Origin of the sequence: Streptomyces sp. NPDC055962 (assembly GCF_042270185.1) — a bacterium.
Taxonomy (GTDB): domain Bacteria; phylum Actinomycetota; class Actinomycetes; order Streptomycetales; family Streptomycetaceae; genus Streptomyces.
This window is the reverse complement of sequence record NZ_JBHJYN010000002.1, coordinates 835,270-853,199: the sequence shown is the minus strand read 5'-3', so window position 1 is coordinate 853,199 and position 17,930 is coordinate 835,270. Positions and strand designations below refer to the sequence as shown.

Here is a 17,930-nt window from a genome sequence, read left to right as displayed (position 1 = left end):
CCCGGCGGCCGTCCGCCTACGCGACGGGGACCACCGTCTCGCCGAGGCTCTGCCAGATCTCCCGTGCCTGCTCGGGGGAGTCCGCCGAGAACAGCGCGTACCCGATGCGGCCGCGGAAGTCGTGCAGGGGCGGGATCTCCTCCCCCGCGGCGATCACCAGCCCGGTCTCCGTCACCTCGGGCCGGGCTGCGATGTCGTCCCAGCCCTTCAGCTCGGAGTAGCTCGTCAGCCCCTCGGCCGTGAAGTAGCGGATCCCCGCGCACTTCACCTGCCGTTCGCCCTCCGCCCGGAGCTCCTGCGGCGTCCTGCCCAGGTAGGCGGCGAGCATCACCCGGGACATCGAGGTCCCGGTGGCGAGCTGGACCAGTTCGGTGATCCGGTCACCGGGCAGCCGGGCCGCGATCTCGATCAGTACGGGCTGGTCCCCGGGCAGCCGCAGCTCGCAGTGGAACGGGCCGGAGGTGATGCACACGGCCTCGGTGACGCCCCGCACGTACTGCGTCACGCGCTCCACGACGTCCGCCGGGACGTCGGACGGGACGATGTGCCCCAGCTCCACGAAGTACGGCTCGGAGCCCAGGAGTTTGCGGGTCACCGAGAGCACCACGACCTCGCCCTCGTGGACGTAGCCGTCGGCGCTGAACTCGGGCCCGGCCACGTACTCCTCGACGACCACCCGGGTGTCCGTGGCGAACCCCAGGTCCAGCCGGCGGTCCTCGGCCAGTTCCTCGAAGGCGGCGCGCAGTTCGCCGGCGGTGTCGGCCCGGCGGACGTGGATGCTGCCCGAGGACTCGACCGGCTTGATCACGCACGGGAAACCGATGACCTCGGCGGCCTGCTCGATCTCCTCGGGCGTCCCCGCCCGGACGTGCCGTGGCACCCGCAGACCCGCCGCGGCGGTCCGCTCCCGCATCAGCGCCTTGTTGCGGACCGGGTCGACGGCTTCGAGCGGCAGGCCGGGCAGCCCGAGGCGGTGCACCAGACGGGTCACCGCGGGTATGTAGAACTCCTGTCCGGGAACGATCGCGTCCACCGGGTGTTCCGCGTGGAACGCCACCACCGCGTCGGCCAGCGCCTGCTCGTCGTTGGTGTCGACGGTGAGCAGGGTGCCCACGAACCCCGCGACGCCGGACGGGAGGCTGCGGTCGTCCACCCCGGCGCTGGCCACGACCACCTCGAACCCGAGCAGGTAGGCGTCCTCGACCATTCTGGTGCCCGAGGAGACCGGCTCGACGATGAGGACCCTGGTACGCCGTTCAGCGGTGCTGCGGAGCGAGTCTGGCATGTGACGTTCCTTCTCGTGTGGGGCCGTGGTCGGTGGGGGGGGGACGCGGAGGGAGTGGCCGGCCGGAGGTGTCCGGCCGGCCACGGGAGCACGGTCAGACGAGGGCCCGGCCGTGGTCCGAGTAGCGGCGCCCCTCCGCCTTGCGCAGGTCCGCCATCACGTTGATGCGGCGCAGCCAGCGGTCCGTACCGTCGTAGCGGGCGGCGAACGGACGGCGGCCGTGGACGGCGCGCTTGTTGTCGACGATCAGCATCTCGCCCGGGGCGAGCGCCACGTCGCGCAGCTTCGCGTCGATGCCCTTGATGACCGCCTCCAGGGCGGCGGCCGCCTCCGGGTCGAGGTCACGGGGCATGAACGCGGGGTCGATGCAGATGAAGGGCGAGTCCGGGTTGCCGGAGAGCACCGAGGTGCGGCGGGGCTCCTCGTTCATCTCGGCGATCTTGCGGAACGCCTCCGCGACCCAGTCGCCCTCCTCGACGCCCGTGGTGCCGGCGTTGAAGCCTGCGGTGTGCGACTCGTCCGGCAGGATCACGAAGCGCTCCTGGAAGAGCACCTCGCGGGTCCTGTCGTCGAGTTCGATGTCCTGGACCGGCGCGAAGGTCGTCGGCACCTTGTCGTGGTTGCGCAGACCGACCAGCATGATCCAGTCCGCGCGCAGCGGGTGGAACGCGTCCTCGTTGTGCCACTCCAGGTTGACCGTGGAGCTGGAGCCCAGCTGCTCGTTCTCGTGCCCCGCGATCGGGAAGAGGTCGAGGACCATGCGGCCGCGCTGCTGGGTGAGGTAGGAGACCGGGTCCCCCAGGAGGGAGCCGAGGAGCAGCAGCGACGCGGCGGCCCGTCTGGCCTCCCGGCTGTCCGGGACGTCCGTGTAGCTCAGCGGGGTGGGGCCGGCCTCGGCCTCGTCGATCGGCAGGTTCGAGATCACGAAGCCGCCGAACGGGCGCCCGGTGAGGCGGAACTGGCTGACGGTGGCCCGCAGCCGCGCCGGGAGCTCGTGCGAGAGGAGGGAGAGCTGACCGAGCCGCTGCTCCAGCGGCACGCCGGTCTCGGTGTCCAGTACGTGGTCCGCGATGTCCTGCACCTGCGTCCGCTCGGCGTCCGTGAGCTCCAGGCACGGCACGTTGTCGGCGGCGCGCGGAGTCAGCTCGGGAGCCGTGGGCACGGTCAATTTCGGCACGGTGACGATCCTTGTCGTGAAGAGGTCTGAAGCGCTGGCGCGGAAGACTCCGTACGGCCCTCTGGGGCCCGACGACATGGGCGACGAGCAACGGCGGAACGCCCCGGTCGGTCAGCGGTGAGCAGGGGTGCCTCCCGCCACGTCCCCGTGCGGGCGATGCCCTGCACGGGACCCCGCCTCGTATACGAGAGGGACTCCCCGTCCGGAAGTCTGGGGGACCCCGATCGCCCCAGTCCAACACTCTCCGTGTCCGTGTGAGGACAAGTCCTCACACGGACACCGGCCGGCTACACGCGGTGTTCGGCGACCGCCCTCGTCAGGCGCGAGGCCGCTTCGGCGAGGTCCTCCAGGGAGAGGCCGGCGTACCCGACGACCAGCCCTTCGGTGGCGCAGGGGCCCTGCTGGAACGCGGACAACGGGGCGACCTCCACCCCGAGTCCGGCGGCCCGGCGCGCCACGCGCACGCCGCTGACACCGCCCCCCAGCAGCAGCACGGCGTGCAGGCCGGCCTCCAGGCCGGTCAGCGTCACCACGTCGGCCACGGGCTCGAGCGCCTCCCGCAGCACGTTCCTGGCCCGCGCGTAGTGGAGCCGGGTCCGGCGGATGCGCCGCTCCAGCGCCCCGGAGGAGAGCAGCCGCAACACGGTCTCCTGCACCGGCCAGCTGACCGGGCCGTCCACGATGTCCTTCAACTCTGCTATCCGGCCCGGGAGTCCGCCGGGCGCCACCAGATATCCGCAGCGCAGTGCCGGGGTGAGGACCTTCGACAGGGTCCCGAGGTAGACGACCCGGTCCCGGTCGAGGCCGGCCAGCGCCGGCAGCGGCGGGCCGTTGTAGCGGTACTCGCTGTCGTAGTCGTCCTCCAGGATCCAGGAGCGGTGCTCCCGCGCCCACATGACGAGGTCCAGCCGCCTGCCGACACTCATCCGCACGCCGAGCGGGAACTGGTGCGAGGGCGTCACGTGCATCACCCGGGGCGCCGGGTCCAGGCCCGCCAGCACGTCGACCCGGGCTCCGTCGTCGTCGACCGGCACCGGCACCGCGTCCAGGCCGTGGGCCCGGATCAGCGAACGGACCACCGGATGGCCCGGGTTCTCGCAGGCGACGGTGTCGCCGGCCCGCAGAAGGGTGCGGAGCACCAGGTCCATGGACTGCGTCGTGCCGGTGGTCACCACGATGTCGTCCGGGGCGCAGACCAGGCCGCGGGCCCGGGCCAGGTAGGCGGCGATCTCGGCGCGCAGTGCGGGCAGGCCCGCCGCGTCCTGATAGCGGGTCGGGGCCACCGTGCGGGCGGTCGCCCGCCATGCCTGGGCCCAGCCGTCGCTGCCCTCCTGCACCGGTCCGGTCCCGCCGGTGCGCAGGCTGAGCGCCGGAGGCGCCGCCGTCGCCGTAGGGTCGGGCACGGCTGCGGCGGCGGGGGCCGCGACCATCTGCCGGGCCGCCTCGTTGAGCCGCGCGACATAGGTGCCGGATCCGGAGCGGCTCTCCAGGAAGCCCTCGGCCTCCAGGCGGACGTACGCCTCCGCGGTCACCGTGCGGGAGACGGCGAGGTCCTGCGCGAGGGTACGGGTCGACGGGAGCCGTTCACCGGGCGGCAACAGCCCCGAGAGCACCGCTTCACGCAGTGTCCCGACGAGCTGCGCCACCAAGGGCCGGCCGTCCTCACGGTCGAGGACCACCGGCAGGGCCAGATGCGGCTTGGCCCTCTGCCCGGGCGTCGGCCCTTCCACAGGTGGCATCTTCGGTCTTCCTCCTATTGGCCATTGGACGAGGTCCGCGCCGAGAGTAGCTTCAACGGTCGGCGCTTCGAAGCGACGGCGAACCGAGCCGTGGAGGCGCCGGTCCTGGAAGGTGGGGTCACGGGATGACCAGCAGTGTGTCGCCGGCGGAGTACGGGGTCAGTGAGAGCAACGGCTTTCTGCCCGACGCCGCCCCGTTGACACAGCTGCCCGGCCGCTTCGCCGAATGGGACGCGATCGGCTCGGTGCTGCCCAAGCACCTCGCCGCGGGCCGTGCCCGGGAGCTGCTGAGCAACGTCGCTCCGCTCGATCCCGGTGCGCTGACCGGACAGGCGGAACGTGAAAGGGCGATGCTCCTGCTGTCCTACTTCGGACACGCACACATCTTCGGCGGCGATGTACCGGCCAATGTCTGTCCGGCGAACATCGCGGTGCCCTGGCACAAGGCGGCCGGCCTCCTCGGCCGGCCGCCGGTTCTGTCCTACGCCACCCAGCAGTTGCACAACTGGGGCCGTCTCTCCGACGATCCCCGGATCGAACTCGGCAACATCCACCGGCTCCAGGACTTCCTCGGGGGGATGGACGACGACTGGTTCGTCCTCGTCCATGTGGCGATCGAGGCGGCCGCGGCACCTGTCCTGCGCGCCTCGATCGCCGCCCAGGACGCCGTCCTCGACGGCGACTCCGACGCCCTCGTCCACGCGCTGGGCGAGATGGCGGCGGGACTCTCCGTGATGTACGGCACGCTCGCACGGATGCCGGAGCGGTGCGACCCGCACATCTACTACCACCGTGTGCGCAGTCACCTCTTCGGCTGGAAGAACAACCCGGCGCTGCCGGAGGGGGTCGTCTACGAGGGGGTGGACGCCTACGGCGGCAGGCCGCAGCAGTTCAGCGGTGAGACCGGCGCGCAGAGCGCCATCATCCCCTTCCTGGACGAGGTCCTCGGGCTCTCCGGCGAGGACGACCCGCTCGCCGCGTACATGCACGCCCTGCGCGCGTACATCCCGCCGGACCACCGGGCGTTCATCGAGAAGGTGGGACCCCGGGTCGACCTGCGGGGCTTCCTGCTGCACCACCGTCCGGCCGGGGCGGTCGCCGCGTACGACGCGTGCGTCACGGCCATGGCGGACTTCCGCGAACTGCACATGCGGTACGCCGCCACGTACGTACAGCGGCAGGCGCAGCGGTCCGAGGCCAACTCCACCGAGGTGGGCACCGGCGGCACGCCCTTCATGCGCTATCTCAAGGGCCATCTGGACGCGGTGCGCGCCCATCGCATCGGCGCCCCGGAATGACGCCACCGGCCCTCCCCCGGGTCCACAAGCACCTCCTGCCCGGCATCGACCCCCGGATCCTCGCGCTGCGCGTACCGGACGAGGTCGACGGCTTCGTGGTGCGGACGGAACGGTTCGTCGCCCTGATCGACACCCTGAGCACCCCCGAACTGTGCCGGCAGGCACTGGACCTGATCGCGGACGACACCGCGGGGCGCCCGCTCCTCGTCATCAACACGCACGCCGACTGGGACCACGTGTGGGGCAACGCCGCCGTCGAGGGGCTGGCCCCGGTCATCGGCCACCGCTCGGCCGCCACCCGCGTGCGTTCGGCCGCGGCGCAGGAGATCCTGCGCGCCAAGCGCGCGGCGGACGACCGGTTCGCACGGGTGCGTCTCGTCGCGCCGACCGTCACCTTCGACACCTCGCTGACCCTGGACGGCGGGGACCTGACGCTGGAGCTGCTGCACACTCCCGGCCACACTCCGGACCACATCGCCGTCTGGATCCCGGAACTGCGCGTGTGCCTGGCCGGGGACGCCGCCGAGGACCCGCTTCCCGAACTCTGGGAGGGGGACGCCCTCTCTCTGGAGCAGCTCACCGCCTCGCTGGCCCTCCTGCGCTCCTTCTCACCGGACCATGTGCTGCCCAGTCACGGCGGCACGACCGATGCGGCCCTGCTCGACCGCAACCTCCGTCACTTCGCCAGCCTCACCGGCAGGCACGCGGATGCCGTGCGCAGGAACAGCCTGCCGTTCGAGGCGGTCTTCCCCCGCAGCTCGGAACTGACTCCCGGAGCACGGGCGTTCTACCAGGCGTGCCACCACAAGTCGCTCCGGGCGGCAGCGGCGGTTCTGGCGACTCCGGCGGGATAGCGGCAGGCCGCAGGCGGGTGGCGGCAGGCGAGTCCGGCTGTACGCCTGGTGTTGCCCTCTCAGAAGGCGGTCACGTCCTGACCTGTACGTTCGCGGCCGTCCGGCCCCGGTCGTGGGCCCGGCTCCCCGGGCGCCGGCGCTCCGGAGGGACGCGCACCTTTCCCCTGCCGACGGCACGCTGTCGGTGCGGGAGCTGACCGCTGCCCTTCGAGCCCGGAACTGGTCCGGCATCATCGCGTTCGAGACCCGGAACGACAGCGTCGAGGCGGGTGTGAACCATCTGCGAGCGATGCGGGACGCCGAGGCCAGCAGGGACCTCGTTGCCACGGTCGGCGCATAGCGGCGTCACAGGGGGTCTTCCGTCGGCCGCAGGGGCCTGGAACGGTCACCATGGACGCCGGCGGCCGAGGCAGCCGGCATCGTGGAAGCGCCGCACGGGCACACCCGTATCGGCAGGGTAAGAGGAGTAACCGATGACGCAGGAGGCGCCGCATCCGGGTGTCATATCGAACCGCAAGCAGTCGTTGTGGCGTAATCGGAATTTCATGCTGCTGTGGTGCGGGCAGGGAGCCGGGACGCTCGGCCCTCAGATGGCCATGGTCGCCTTGCCACTGCTCGCCCTCGAGGTGCTTCATGCCACCACCTTCCAGGTGTCGCTGCTGACCTTCACCGGCTGGATTCCGTACTTGCTCTTCTCCCTCCCGGCCGGTGTCGTCGCGGACTGGTTCGACCAGCGGAAGATCATGATCTTCTGCGATGTCATCCGCATGCTGCTGATTGCCTCGGTCCCCTTGGTGGGACTGGCCGGCTGGCTGAGCCTGCCGTACCTCTACGCGATCATCGGTGTCTCGGGGATCCTGACCGTGCAGTTCACGATCGCCTATCGCAGTCAGCTTCCCAAACTGGTGCGCACATCCCAACTGGTCGAAGGGAACGGAAAACTGGGGATGTGCGAATCGCTGGCCGAACTGGTCGGTCCAGCCCTGGGCGGTACGTTCGTCGGCCTGATCGGATCCTCACGCACCCTGTTCGCCAACGTACTGACCTACGGGCTCAGCGCATTGACCCTGGGACTGATGCGCGTGCCCGCGGCCGACACCGACGAGCCGAACACCTCGAACCGCGTCTCCTTCAAGGCCGCCATGGGCGAGGGACTCACGTTCGTCCGCAGGCAGCCCATCCTGCGGAAGCTGCTGATCTGCACCAGCGTCTCCAACTTCTTCGTCATGGCGACCTCGTCGATCGCGGTCACGTTCATGCTCCGTGAACTGCACGCACCCGCGGCGGCCGTCGGCCTGGTGTTCAGTCTCGGTGCCGTGGGAGGGCTCCTCTCGGGCGCGTTCGCGCACCGGGTCTCCGCACGAGTCGGCACCGCGCGAATCATCTGGGTCTCGATGCTGGCCCCTGGCCCGCTCTACTTCCTGATGCCGCTCGCCCAGCCCGGCTGGGGGCTGGCCCTCTACGGGGTCGGCCTCGCCGCCCTGTCGGCCAATGCCGTCATGTTCAACACCGCTGCCCTGTCGTACCGGCAGTCGGTCTGCCCGCCCGAGCTCCAGAGCCGGGTGAGCGCCGTCTACCTCTGGATCTGCTACGGGGTCATCCCGCTGGGCTCCCTGTTCGGCGGCAGCCTCGGAACGGCCGTGGGGCTCGAGGCGACGTTGTGGGTGTGTGTGATCGGCATGTGGAGCGCCTCCCTGTTCGTGGTGTTCTCACCCCTGCGCAAGCTCCGTGACGTCCCCTCCCGGGAGCCGGCACTCGTCTGAGGGCTGTCCGCTCATCCGGACCGCGTCGGAGCCACGAGTCCATGGTGCGCACGATCGAGGAAGCTCGCGCAGCCCTCTCCTTCGAGTTTCGATTCGCGGACGGCGTACGCCGCATCGGGGGCCTGGAACTGCCCGCGCACTGAGCGGGAAGGGCCTCCGACACACGTCGGAGGCCCTTTCACCCTGAGCCGCTGACGGCGGCAGACGAGTCGGGCTGTACGCCGGGTTCTGTCGCCCGGTCGCCTCGCGGCGGCCGGGGAGACGGCCATCCATCTAGGACCGGCATTGCTGCCGGTCTCGTGCGGTCTACCCGTGAACTCGGGCGGGCAGCCCTCGGACGTTCACGCAGGAGCACCGGGGTGCTCCCTCTTGACCTTGCTCCGGGTGGGGTTTACCTAGCCGCCTGAGTCGCCTCAGGCGCTGGTGGTCTCTTACACCACCGTTTCACCCTTACCGGGGACCGAGGTCCCCGGCGGTCTGTTTTCTGTGGCACTGTCCCGCGGGTCACCCCGGGTGGCCGTTAGCCATCACCCTGCCCTGTGGAGCCCGGACGTTCCTCGGGAGGATCCGGAGATCCTCACGCGGCCGTCCGCCCGGCTCGTCTGCCGTGGTGACCATGCTACCCGGCAGTGCGGGCGTTCCCGGCGCTGCGGTCGCGCCGGCCGTCAGACCGTGAAGGCGGTGATGCCCGCCTCCCAGGCCGCCGAGAGGTCGGCACCCGGAGGGAAGCGGCCGTTGAGCTCCAGGACCACCATCCCGTGGGCGAAGGCCCAGGCCGCCCTGGCCCGGTCCTCGTCGCCCCCCGCGGCGCGGACCAGCGGCGCGGCCGCGGCGTCCGCGGCCGAGCCACCGGGAAGGGTGCGCCCCATGGTGAGCAGGTAGAGGTGCGGGTGGGCCAGGGCGTAGGCACGGTAGGCGGTGGCGAGCGCGGAAAAGGAGCCCGGGGCCGCGGCCTCGGCGGCCGCCAGCACCCCGGTGGTCTCCCGGAGCATCTCGGCGGCCAAGGCGGCGACCACGGACGACTTGTCCGGGAAGTGCTTGTAGAGGGACGGCGCCTTGACGCCCACCCGGTCGGCCAGCCGGCGCATGGTCAGCGCTTCGGGGCCCTCCGCCTCCAGAAGAGCGCGGGCGGCCGCGACGATCTGCCGGGGCCTGCCGGCCGTGGGGGCGATGGCGAGGTCACTCACGCATAAGACCTTCCCTGGTACGGAGTCGGTACGCAGTCCGTGACCGAGGACGTGATCGTACGAGAGGGGGACGAGCCGGGGGCGGTCCGGTGCGGACCGTACCCTTGCCGGGGGGGCTCCCACGCGCGCGGAGCCCGGTGCCGCGTATGAAGGAGAAGCCCCGTGCTCGTGCTGTTGCCGCCCTCCGAAGGTAAGGCCACCTCGGGGCGCGGGGCACCGCTGAAGCCGGAGTCGCTCTCCCTGCCGGGCCTCGCCGACGCGCGGGCCGCGATCCTCGACGAGCTGGTCGAACTCTGCCTGGCCGACGAGGACAAGGCCCGTGACGTGCTGGGGCTGAGCGAGGGGCTTCGGGGCGAGATCGCGAAGAACGCGGAGCTGCGCACGGCCGGGACCCGTCCGGCCGGGGAGATCTACACGGGGGTGCTGTACGACGCCCTCGGCCTGGCCACGCTGGACGCGGCGGCCAAGCGGCGGGCCGGGAGGTCGCTGCTGGTCTTCTCCGGACTGTGGGGCGCGGTGCGGGTCGGCGACCGCATTCCCTCGTACCGCTGCTCGATGGGGGTGAAGCTGCCGGGCCTGGGCGCGCTGAACGCCTTCTGGCGCGCCCCGATGGCGTCGGTGATGCCCGAGGCGGCCGGGGACGGGCTGGTCCTGGACCTGCGTTCGTCCGCGTACACCGCGGCCTGGAAGCCCGCGGGCGAGGTCGCGGGGCGGACGGCGAGTGTGCGGGTGCTCCAGTCCCGGATGGTGGACGGGGTGGAGAAGCGGTCGGTGGTCAGCCACTTCAACAAGGCGACGAAGGGCCGGATGGTCCGCGATCTGCTGCTGGCCGGGGCCAGTCCGAAGGACCCGGCGCAGCTCGTGGAGGTGCTGCGGGACCTCGGCCACGTGGTGGAGGCGCAGGCTCCCGGGCGGGCGGGGCGGCCGTGGGCCCTGGACGTGGTGGTCACCGAGATCCACTGAGCCGGTCGGAACACCCCGGAGTATTGCAACATGCGCAACGCGCGTTGCGCAGTGTGCGGTTCTCGCGGCAGGATGAGCGCATGACCTCCTCCGCGCCCGCCGCCGTGTCCGCCTCCGTCCTGGATCTCGCCCCCGTCGTCCCCGTCGTCGTCCTCCAGGACGCGGCCGACGCGGTGCCGCTGGCCCGCGCGCTCGTCGCAGGCGGGCTGCCCGCGATCGAGGTCACGCTCCGGACGGCCGCCGCACTCGACGCGATCCGGGCGATCGCATCGGAGGTACCCGGGGCCGTGGTCGGCGCGGGCACGGTGATCTCCCCGGCGCACGTGGAGGAGACCGTCGCGGCCGGAGCGCGCTTCCTGGTCAGCCCCGGCTGGACGGACGCCCTCCTGGACGCGATGAAGGCCTCGGGCGTGCCGTTCCTCCCGGGCGTCTCGACGACCTCCGAGGTGGTCGCGCTGCTGGAGCGCGGCGTCACGGAGATGAAGTTCTTCCCGGCCGAGGCCGCGGGCGGCACCGCCTATCTCAAGGCACTGTCCTCGCCCCTCCCCCAGGCCCGCTTCTGCCCGACGGGCGGCATCTCGCTCGCCTCGGCGCCCTCGTACCTGGCCCTGCCCAACGTCGGCTGCGTGGGCGGCAGCTGGATGGTGCCCGGCGACGCGGTGGCGGCCAGGGACTGGGCGCGCGTGGAGCGGCTGGCCGCGGAGGCGTCGGCCCTGGGCCGCGGCTGAGCACGGCTCACGGACGGCCCGGTGGCCCGGGCCGTCCGCTCAGGCCACCGTCCTGACCGCGTACAGCAGGCCGATCCCCAGCGCGAGGGTGCCCAGCAGGAGGCGCAGCGCCGTCTCCGGGAGCCGCGGCTGGAGACGTGCGCCGAGATAGCCGCCGCAGAGCCCGCCGAGGCCGCAGGCCAGGCCCAGTGCCCACTCGGGGGCGATGTCACCGGTGGCCGCCAGGGAGAGCAGCGCGTAGGCGCCCGCGCCCACCAGGGACGTGACGAACGTGCAGGCGAGCGCCGCGGGAGCGACCTTCGCGACGGGGACCCCGCGGCCGACGAGGATCGGGCCGATCAGGGAGCCGCCGCCGATCCCGTACACGCCTCCCGCGACACCGACGGCCAGGGCGAGGACTCGGGTGGCGCGGGGCGACGGCTGCGCCGCCTCGGGCGTGCGCCGTGCGGGCCGCAGCGTACGGGCGCAGAGCCACGCCCCCAGCGGCAGCAGCAGGACGGCGACGAACGCGCGGAAGACCGTGGCACCGGGTACGGCGAAGACCCTGATCACCGCGCCGATCAGCACTCCCGGTACGGCGCCCGCCACGAGCAGGCGGGTCAGCGGACCCCGGAGCCGGCCGGTGCTGCGGTAGCGCAGGAGGGCACCGGGGCAGGACACCACGTTGTAGAGCAGATTGGTGGGGGTCACCGCCGGGCTCGGCACACCGAGGACGCTGACCTGCACCGGCAGCAGGAAGACCGCGCCGGACACCCCCACGGGGGCGGTGGCCACCGAGATCACAAGACCGGCGAGGAAGCCCAGGAACCCGGTGGACCACGTCACCCGGCGCCCTACCGCAGGTGCGAGGTGTCGTTGAGGAGTCTCAGCGACGGGTTCCCGTCGGCGTAGTACGCCACCGTCGAGACGGAGGCGGGTGAGAGCTCCATACGGAAGAGCGACTCCGGCGGGGCGCCCAGCGCGAGCCGGACCAGGGTCTTGATCGGTGTGACATGGGTGACCAGGAGCACCGTGCGGCCCGCGTAGCGGGCGACCAGGCGGTCACGGGCCGCGGAGACCCGCTCCGCCACCTCCGCGAAGCTCTCGCCGCCGCCCGTGGGGGCCGCGTCCGGGGACGCCAGCCAGGTGGTCAGGTCGGCGCCGTACCGCTCGCTCACCTCGGCGAAGGTGAGGCCCTCCCAGGCGCCGAAGTCCGTCTCGCGCAGGCCCTCCTCGACACGGACCTCCAGGCCGAGCCGGTCGGCGACGGCCTGCGCGGTCTCACGGCAGCGGCGCAGCGGGGAGCTGACGATCTCCTGGACCGTGCCGCGCGCGGCGAACGCCTCCGCCGCGCAGGAAGCCTGGTGACGGCCGGTCTCCGACAGCTCGGGGTCGCTCCCGCCGCTTCCCGAGAAGCGCTTCTCGGGGGTGAGGGCCGTCTCGCCGTGCCGGAGCAGGATCAGGGTGGCGGGCGCGCCCAGATCGGCCGCGATCCCCCAGCCCACCTGCGGGACGGCCGTCGGGTCCGCCTGCGGGCCGTCCGCCGGAGCCGTCCGCGGGGCAGCCGCCGCCGGACGGGCCGCGGCCAGCGCGGCGCGGACCTTCGCCGCGCCCGCCACCGCGTCGCCGGGCGGCCCGGACGGGGGCGGCGGTTCCGGGAGGACCGGGGTGCGCAGCGTCTCCATGTCGGCGGTCGAGGCCGCCGGGTCCCACTGCTCGCCCCGCCGGCCCGCGTCCATCGCCTCGTTGGCGAGCCGGTCGGCGTGCTTGTTCTCCGCGCGCGGGATCCATTCGTACGTGACGGAGGAGGCGGGCAGGATGCCCGCGGCCTCGGCGGCGAGCGGCTTCATGTCGGGGTGCTTGATCTTCCAGCGGCCCGACATCTGCTCGACCACGAGCTTGGAGTCCATCCGGACACGCACCTCCACGGGCGTGTCCGGGAACAGCTCCTTCACCGCCTGGAGGCCGGCGATCAGCCCCCTGTACTCCGCGACGTTGTTCGTCGCGACCCCGATGTACTCGGCGGCCTCGGCGAGCGTCCCGCCGTCGACGGGGTCGATGACGCACGCGCCGTAGCCGGCAGGTCCCGGGTTGCCCCGGGACCCGCCGTCGGCCTCGACGACCAGGCGGCGGGGAGCTGTCATTACAGGCCCGACTCCGACGTGCGGACCAGGATGCGGTGGCAGTTCTCGCAGCGCAGCACGGTGTCGGGGGACGCCGACTTCACGTCGTTGACCTCGGTGATGTTCAGCTCCAGGCGGCAGCCCTCGCAGCGGCGCTGGTAGAGCCGGGCGGCACCGACGCCGCCCTGCTGGGCGCGCAGCTTGTCGTACAGCTTGAGCAGGTCGGCGGGGACGGCCCCCGCGACGACCTCGCGGTCCTTGGCCACGGTGGCGGCCTCGGCGTCGAGCTCCTGGGTCGCGGCGTCGCGCCGGGCGGTCGCGTCGTCGACCTTGGCCTGGACGGCGGCGACGCGCTCGGTCAGCTCGGCGACGCGCTCCTGGGCGGACTCGCGGCGCTCCATGATCTCGAGGACGACGTCCTCCAGGTCGCCCTGGCGCTTGGCCAGCGAGGTGATCTCGCGCTGGAGGCTCTCCAGGTCCTTGGGCGAGGAGACCGCGCCGGAGTCGAGCCGCTGCTGGTCGCGGACGGCGCGCTGGCGCACCTGGTCCACGTCCTGCTCCGCCTTGGTCTGCTCGCGGGTGGTGTCGCTCTCCTCGGTCTGCGAGGCGACGAGCAGGTCGCGCAGCTGCGCGAGGTCGCTGCCCAGCGAGTCGAGCTCGGCGTGCTCGGGGAGCGAGGTGCTCCGGTGGGAGAGCTGCGACAGACGTACGTCGAGTGCCTGGACTTCGAGGAGTCGGATCTGGTCGGCGGGCGCGGCGTTCAGTTGGGGGCTCCAGAAGAGTGGTGGGTGGTCCAGGGGTCGGTGACCTGCTTCGAGACGTGGACCCGCAGGTCCCATCCGTGGCGGTCGGACAGTGCGTCGAGCTGCGCGGCGGCCTGCTCGCACCAGGGCCATTCGGTGGCCCAGTGTGCGGCATCGACGAGGCCGAGCGGCGAGTGCTGGACGGCCTCGGAGGCCGGGTGGTGGCGCAGGTCGGCGGTGAGGAAGGCGTCCACACCGGCGGCGCGCACGGCGTCGAAGAGGCTGTCGCCGGAACCGCCGCTCACCGCGACCCGGCGCACGATCGCGTCCGGGTCGCCGGCCAGCCGGATGCCCTGCGCGGTGGCGGGCAGCCGGGCGGCCGCGCGTGCGGCGAAGTCGCGGAGGGACTCGGGGTGGTCGAGCTCGCAGATCCGGCCGAGTCCCCGACGGCCCTCGGTGTCGGTGGTGTCCGGCACGAGCGGGCCGGTGACCCGCAGGTCCAGGGCGCCGGCGAGGGCGTCGGAGACGCCGGGATCGGCGGTGTCGGCGTTGGTGTGCGCGACGTGCAGGGCGATGTCGTGCTTGATGAGCCCGTGCACCACCCGGCCCTTGAAGGTGGAGGCCGCGACCGTCGTCGTACCGCGCAGATAGAGCGGGTGGTGGGTGACGATCAGCTGGGCACCGAGGGTGCGGGCCTCGTCCGCGACCTGCTGGACGGGGTCGACCGCGAAGAGGACCCGGTCGATCTCCGCCGAGGGATCTCCGCAGACCGTGCCGACGGCGTCCCATCCTTCGGCCCGCTCGGGAGGCCAGAGGGCGTCGAGCTCGGCGATGACTTCAGACAGACGGGGCACGGGGGAAAGGCTACCTGTCCCCCGCGCCCCGTCGCCCCTGGCTGCCTGACCCCGCTCAGGGGGAACGGCGGCGGGCGCGGATCGTCAGCCGGCGAGGTCGGCGCGGAGGTCGTCCAGGACCAGGCCGGCCGCGGTCACCCCGAGGCCCAGGTACCAGGTCTCGTCCGGGACGTCCTTGGCGTGCCCCGCCTTCACGGCGCCGAGGTTCTTCCACAGGGGGTTGGCCCGGGCGGTGTCGCGCTCGGTGGCCTTCGCGTCGCCGTAGACACCGGTGAAGATCCAGTCGGCGTCCGCCTCGTCGATGTTCTCGGGGCTGATCTCCGCGGCGAGGTCGTCGATCTGCTGGTTCGCGGGCCGCGGCAGGCCCACGTCCTGGAGGATCGTGCCGATGAAGGACGCCTTGGCGTACAGGCGGATCTTGTCCGGCATGTAGCGGACCATCGAGACGGTCGGCTTGTCGGGGCCGATGTCCGCGCCGAGCTTCTTCGCCTTCGCCTCGTAGGCCGCGAGCTGGGACTCGGCCTTCGCCGTCCGGTCGAGCGCGGCGGCGTTGAGGAGGTAGTTCTCCTTCCAGGTGAAGCCCGGACGGATGGAGAACACGGTCGGCGCGATCTTCGAGAGCTCGTCGTACGTGTCCGCGGCACGCAGCTGGCTGCCGAGGATCAGATCGGGCTTCAGGCCCGCGATCCTCTCGAGGTTGAGACTGTTGATCGTCCCGACGCTCACCGGGTCGCCCGCGTCCTTCTTCAGGTACGACGGGATGGCCGCGTCGCCCTCGGAGGGCGCGTAGCCGACGGGCTTCACACCGAGCGAGACGACGTTGTCGAACTCGCCGACGTCCAGCACGACCACGCGCTTCGGAGCGGACCGGAGTTCCGTGGTGCCCATGGCGTGGGTGAGCGTACGGGGGAACTCGCCGGCCGCGGCGTCCGTCCCGTACTCCGCCGTCTTCTTCGCCGCGTCACCGAAGTCCTTGCCCCCGGTGGCGACGGCCGCCTTCTTGTCGCCGCCCGTGTCACCCGCCGTGCCGTCCGCCTCGCCGCCGCAGGCCGAGAGCGAGAGGGCGGCGGCCACCGCGAGGCCGATCGCGGCGGTGCCGCGGCGTCTGAGGGACATGGTTCTGCTCCGGTTCGAGTCGCACACAGGAAATTCTTAGGGAAGGCTCACCTTAGATGTAGGGAGAATCCACAGCACAGCCACCCTCGCCTCCGCAGGCGAATCGGGGCATCGGCACCCTTATGTGTGAAGTGACGTGGCTCGTGTTGTCCGGTGGGGTGTCCGAAACCTAGCTTCGGTTGCCGGAGGTGACCGGACCATGACTGCCTGTGCCATCGAGGACAAGACCACCGGGGTCGCAGGAGCGGCCACGACGGCCGAACCCGCACCCGGGCCCGCTGAACCTGACGGGGCCGACGGGCCGGGGAGACACCGCACCGCGGACGCGTCGGACGAAGGCGCGGATCCGGTCAGAGCGGTGCCGCCCGACCGGCGGGCCGGTTCGTCGGGATCGGCCGGCCCGTCGCCGTCGCCGGCGGCGGGCCCGTCGGAGCCGTCCGATCCCTCGGGATCGGCAGCCCCGGCGACGCCGAGCGGCGGGGCGGGAGGAGCTGTCGTCCCCCTGCCGCCCCTCCCCTCCGTCCCTCCGCTCCCGTCCGCACCGCCCGCACCTCCCGTGCCGTCGGCGCCCCCCGCATCACCCGCTGGAACGGGTGAGGAGACCCTCCCGGCGGACGCGGAGACCGGCTCCGGCACCCCGCCCCGCGACGCACCGCCGCCCCCGCTCACCATCGCCGCCGACCACTCGTACGCGGCGCGGCTCACCACGACCGGGGAGGCGGCCGAACCGGCCTGGTTCCCCGAGCGCTGGACCCTCGACGGGCCCGAGCCCTATGCCGTGCCGCTCCCCCTCGACCGGCCGGAGCAGGCCGGCTCCGACGTGCTGCCGCTCTCGGACGGGCGGGTCCTCATCCGCCGTGAGGTGGCGGACGGCCGCCACACGTTCTCGCTGCTCTACCCGACGGGGCCGGGCACCGGGGAGCTGCCCCTCGGGGTCCTCGACTGCGCGGAGCTCACGCTCCTGCCCCCGTCCCCGGACGGCATGAGCGCCTACGCCCTGCTTCCCGGCGTCCGCTCCACCGGTGTCTGGCTCGTGGCGGGCGGGGCGTTCGGCCCGGAGCACGTCGCCGACGTCCCGGGGCGCTGTTCGGGCGGTGTCTGGCTGGACCGCGAGGGCCGGCTGCTCGCGCTGGACCGGCAGATGCCCGGGGGCGGCCCGGTGAAGGCGGTCGTCGTGGACCTGGAACGCCACGGCGAGGTGACCCCGCTGCTGCAGATCGCGCCGGAGAGCAACGACCGCCTGCTGCTGGCCGATCCCGACAGCGGCCTGCTGCTGGTCCGCTCCGACGCGCCCGGCCAGGACCGGCTCGGCTGGGGCGTGCTCGGCAGCTGCCTCCCGGTGCGTTTCCCCGAGTGCCTGCGCGTGCAGGACGCGACGCTGACGCCCTTCGCCGTCCAGCCGGGCCAGATGCTGATGCCGGAGAGCTGCGCGGTGGCGCTGCGGATCGACGGGACGGAGTGCAGCTGGCTGGGGCTGTGGCGCCCTGCGGGGCGCCGGCTGCACCAGTTCGCGGCGCCCGGCGGATGGGCGGCCGGATCCGGCTTCTGGACCCGGGACGGCGTGCTGCACCTGCCGTACGCGCAGGAGGGCGCGCCCTGCGCCGTGGCACTGCTGGAGGCCCCCGCGGACGAGCCGTACCGGACCGTCGCGAACGGAACGGACGCGTCCGGTGCCGCCCCGGTCCCCGCCGCGTGCAGACCCGTTCCTCTCGGGCAGGCGCCTCTCACCGGGCGCACCGCACCTGGATAAACTCTGGCCGGGCTACGCAGCCGTTCCACGCGGGCGCCGACGGTGACCGCGCCGGGAGGGCGGCAGAGCCGCGACACACACGTAAGCGATTGCAACGGGGAGACTTCCCACATGTCTGAAGCCCGAACCGACACGACCCAGACGCGTCCGCCCCAGGCGGACACGGAACGGGCCGAAGCCGGCGGCTACGGAAAGCACCGAGGAGGCGCATCCGCGGAGAGTGTGACCGCAGAGCCGCACGGCCGTCACCGCCGCCCCTCCGAAGGGGGTGGCAGCGCGGCGGCCTGAGCCGCTTCGTACGACAGGAGGGCCGTCGCAGCCACCCGGCTGCGGCGGCCCTCGTGCGGTGCGGCGGCGCACCGCCCCCAACA

16 protein-coding genes and 1 other RNA gene are annotated in these 17,930 nt (G+C 72.6%); 7 read left to right on the top strand and 10 right to left on the bottom strand.

Annotated features, from left to right (window positions below):
* Window positions 1-16: 16 nt before the first annotated feature.
* The 3 genes from ACFC51_RS09115 to ACFC51_RS09105 form a co-directional block, all read right to left on the bottom strand.
* The gene (locus ACFC51_RS09115; RefSeq protein ID WP_376368028.1) at window positions 17-1,285 is read right to left on the bottom strand and encodes an ATP-grasp domain-containing protein; all 1,269 of its coding nucleotides are present in this window, start codon (window positions 1,283-1,285) and stop codon (window positions 17-19) included.
* Window positions 1,286-1,379: 94 nt separating this feature from the next.
* A complete protein-coding gene (gene gntD / locus ACFC51_RS09110) occupies window positions 1,380-2,462 on the bottom strand; it encodes a guanitoxin biosynthesis L-enduracididine beta-hydroxylase GntD (protein WP_376527766.1) in 1,083 nt (360 codons plus the stop codon).
* 287 nt (window positions 2,463-2,749) lie between these two features.
* Window positions 2,750-4,201, bottom strand: coding sequence for a PLP-dependent aminotransferase family protein (locus tag ACFC51_RS09105; protein ID WP_376368032.1), 1,452 nt, complete (start codon window positions 4,199-4,201; stop codon window positions 2,750-2,752).
* Window positions 4,202-4,326: 125 nt separating this feature from the next.
* Between ACFC51_RS09105 and ACFC51_RS09100 the strand changes: the two genes are divergently transcribed.
* The 4 genes from ACFC51_RS09100 to ACFC51_RS09085 all read left to right on the top strand — a co-directional run bounded on the left by ACFC51_RS09100 (window position 4,327) and on the right by ACFC51_RS09085 (window position 8,116).
* The gene (locus ACFC51_RS09100; protein ID WP_376368034.1) at window positions 4,327-5,499 is read left to right on the top strand and encodes a hypothetical protein; all 1,173 of its coding nucleotides are present in this window, start codon (window positions 4,327-4,329) and stop codon (window positions 5,497-5,499) included.
* A complete protein-coding gene (locus tag ACFC51_RS09095) occupies window positions 5,496-6,353 on the top strand; it encodes an MBL fold metallo-hydrolase (protein ID WP_376368036.1) in 858 nt (285 codons plus the stop codon). Before ACFC51_RS09100 ends, ACFC51_RS09095 begins: the two co-directional genes overlap by 4 nt.
* Before the next feature lie 184 nt (window positions 6,354-6,537).
* Window positions 6,538-6,693, top strand: coding sequence for a hypothetical protein (locus tag ACFC51_RS09090; RefSeq protein WP_376527764.1), 156 nt, complete (start codon window positions 6,538-6,540; stop codon window positions 6,691-6,693).
* Between the two features lie 133 nt (window positions 6,694-6,826).
* A complete protein-coding gene (locus ACFC51_RS09085) occupies window positions 6,827-8,116 on the top strand; it encodes an MFS transporter (protein ID WP_376527761.1) in 1,290 nt (429 codons plus the stop codon).
* 201 nt (window positions 8,117-8,317) lie between these two features.
* Here ACFC51_RS09085 and rnpB read toward each other — a convergent pair.
* Together rnpB and ACFC51_RS09075 are read right to left on the bottom strand one after the other, a co-directional pair.
* Window positions 8,318-8,717: RNase P RNA component class A (gene rnpB, locus ACFC51_RS09080), an RNA gene on the bottom strand.
* A 64-nt stretch (window positions 8,718-8,781) separates the two neighbouring features.
* The gene (locus tag ACFC51_RS09075; protein ID WP_376527759.1) at window positions 8,782-9,303 is read right to left on the bottom strand and encodes a TetR/AcrR family transcriptional regulator; all 522 of its coding nucleotides are present in this window, start codon (window positions 9,301-9,303) and stop codon (window positions 8,782-8,784) included.
* Between the two features lie 162 nt (window positions 9,304-9,465).
* Here ACFC51_RS09075 and yaaA point away from each other — a divergent pair, with 162 nt between their 5' ends.
* Together yaaA and eda are read left to right on the top strand one after the other, a co-directional pair.
* On the top strand, window positions 9,466-10,266 hold the full coding sequence (yaaA, locus tag ACFC51_RS09070; RefSeq protein ID WP_376527756.1) for a peroxide stress protein YaaA: 801 nt from the start codon (window positions 9,466-9,468) through the stop codon (window positions 10,264-10,266).
* Between the two features lie 80 nt (window positions 10,267-10,346).
* Window positions 10,347-10,994: a bifunctional 4-hydroxy-2-oxoglutarate aldolase/2-dehydro-3-deoxy-phosphogluconate aldolase gene (eda, locus tag ACFC51_RS09065; RefSeq protein WP_376368045.1), complete on the top strand. Its 648-nt coding sequence runs from the start codon at window positions 10,347-10,349 to the stop codon at window positions 10,992-10,994.
* 39 nt (window positions 10,995-11,033) lie between these two features.
* On the opposite strand, the gene ACFC51_RS09060 is transcribed toward eda, so the two are convergent.
* From ACFC51_RS09060 to ACFC51_RS09040, 5 genes are all read right to left on the bottom strand, one after another.
* Window positions 11,034-11,819 (bottom strand): TSUP family transporter, encoded by a 786-nt coding sequence (locus ACFC51_RS09060; RefSeq protein WP_376368047.1) that lies wholly within the window; start codon window positions 11,817-11,819, stop codon window positions 11,034-11,036.
* An 8-nt stretch (window positions 11,820-11,827) separates the two neighbouring features.
* Window positions 11,828-13,117 carry a bifunctional RNase H/acid phosphatase gene (locus tag ACFC51_RS09055; RefSeq protein WP_376527754.1) on the bottom strand — a complete coding sequence of 430 codons (1,290 nt, stop codon included), beginning with the start codon at window positions 13,115-13,117 and terminating at the stop codon, window positions 11,828-11,830.
* Window positions 13,117-13,860 (bottom strand): zinc ribbon domain-containing protein, encoded by a 744-nt coding sequence (locus ACFC51_RS09050; protein WP_376368236.1) that lies wholly within the window; start codon window positions 13,858-13,860, stop codon window positions 13,117-13,119. Before ACFC51_RS09050 ends, ACFC51_RS09055 begins: the two co-directional genes overlap by 1 nt.
* On the bottom strand, window positions 13,857-14,693 hold the full coding sequence (locus ACFC51_RS09045; protein ID WP_376368050.1) for a Nif3-like dinuclear metal center hexameric protein: 837 nt from the start codon (window positions 14,691-14,693) through the stop codon (window positions 13,857-13,859). Before ACFC51_RS09045 ends, ACFC51_RS09050 begins: the two co-directional genes overlap by 4 nt.
* Window positions 14,694-14,777: 84 nt before the next feature.
* Window positions 14,778-15,809: an ABC transporter substrate-binding protein gene (locus ACFC51_RS09040; RefSeq protein WP_376527751.1), complete on the bottom strand. Its 1,032-nt coding sequence runs from the start codon at window positions 15,807-15,809 to the stop codon at window positions 14,778-14,780.
* Between the two features lie 199 nt (window positions 15,810-16,008).
* On the opposite strand from ACFC51_RS09040, the gene ACFC51_RS09035 reads away from it, so the two are divergent.
* A complete protein-coding gene (locus ACFC51_RS09035; RefSeq protein ID WP_376527749.1) occupies window positions 16,009-17,559 on the top strand; it encodes a hypothetical protein in 1,551 nt (516 codons plus the stop codon).
* Window positions 17,560-17,930: the final 371 nt, after the last annotated feature.

Excerpts from the sequence above, each read along its gene's own strand:
- ACFC51_RS09100 (WP_376368034.1), top strand. The coding sequence starts at position 4,327 with ATGACCAGCAGTGTGTCGCCGGCGGAGTACGGGGTCAGTGAGAGCAAC.
- ACFC51_RS09085 (WP_376527761.1), top strand. The coding sequence starts at position 6,827 with ATGACGCAGGAGGCGCCGCATCCGGGTGTCATATCGAACCGCAAGCAG.
- ACFC51_RS09055 (WP_376527754.1), bottom strand. The coding sequence starts at position 13,117 with ATGACAGCTCCCCGCCGCCTGGTCGTCGAGGCCGACGGCGGGTCCCGG.
- ACFC51_RS09115 (WP_376368028.1), bottom strand. The coding sequence starts at position 1,285 with ATGCCAGACTCGCTCCGCAGCACCGCTGAACGGCGTACCAGGGTCCTC.
- eda (WP_376368045.1), top strand. The coding sequence starts at position 10,347 with ATGACCTCCTCCGCGCCCGCCGCCGTGTCCGCCTCCGTCCTGGATCTC.
- ACFC51_RS09040 (WP_376527751.1), bottom strand. The coding sequence starts at position 15,809 with ATGTCCCTCAGACGCCGCGGCACCGCCGCGATCGGCCTCGCGGTGGCC.
- ACFC51_RS09105 (WP_376368032.1), bottom strand. The coding sequence starts at position 4,201 with ATGCCACCTGTGGAAGGGCCGACGCCCGGGCAGAGGGCCAAGCCGCAT.
- ACFC51_RS09095 (WP_376368036.1), top strand. The coding sequence starts at position 5,496 with ATGACGCCACCGGCCCTCCCCCGGGTCCACAAGCACCTCCTGCCCGGC.
- ACFC51_RS09035 (WP_376527749.1), top strand. The coding sequence starts at position 16,009 with ATGACTGCCTGTGCCATCGAGGACAAGACCACCGGGGTCGCAGGAGCG.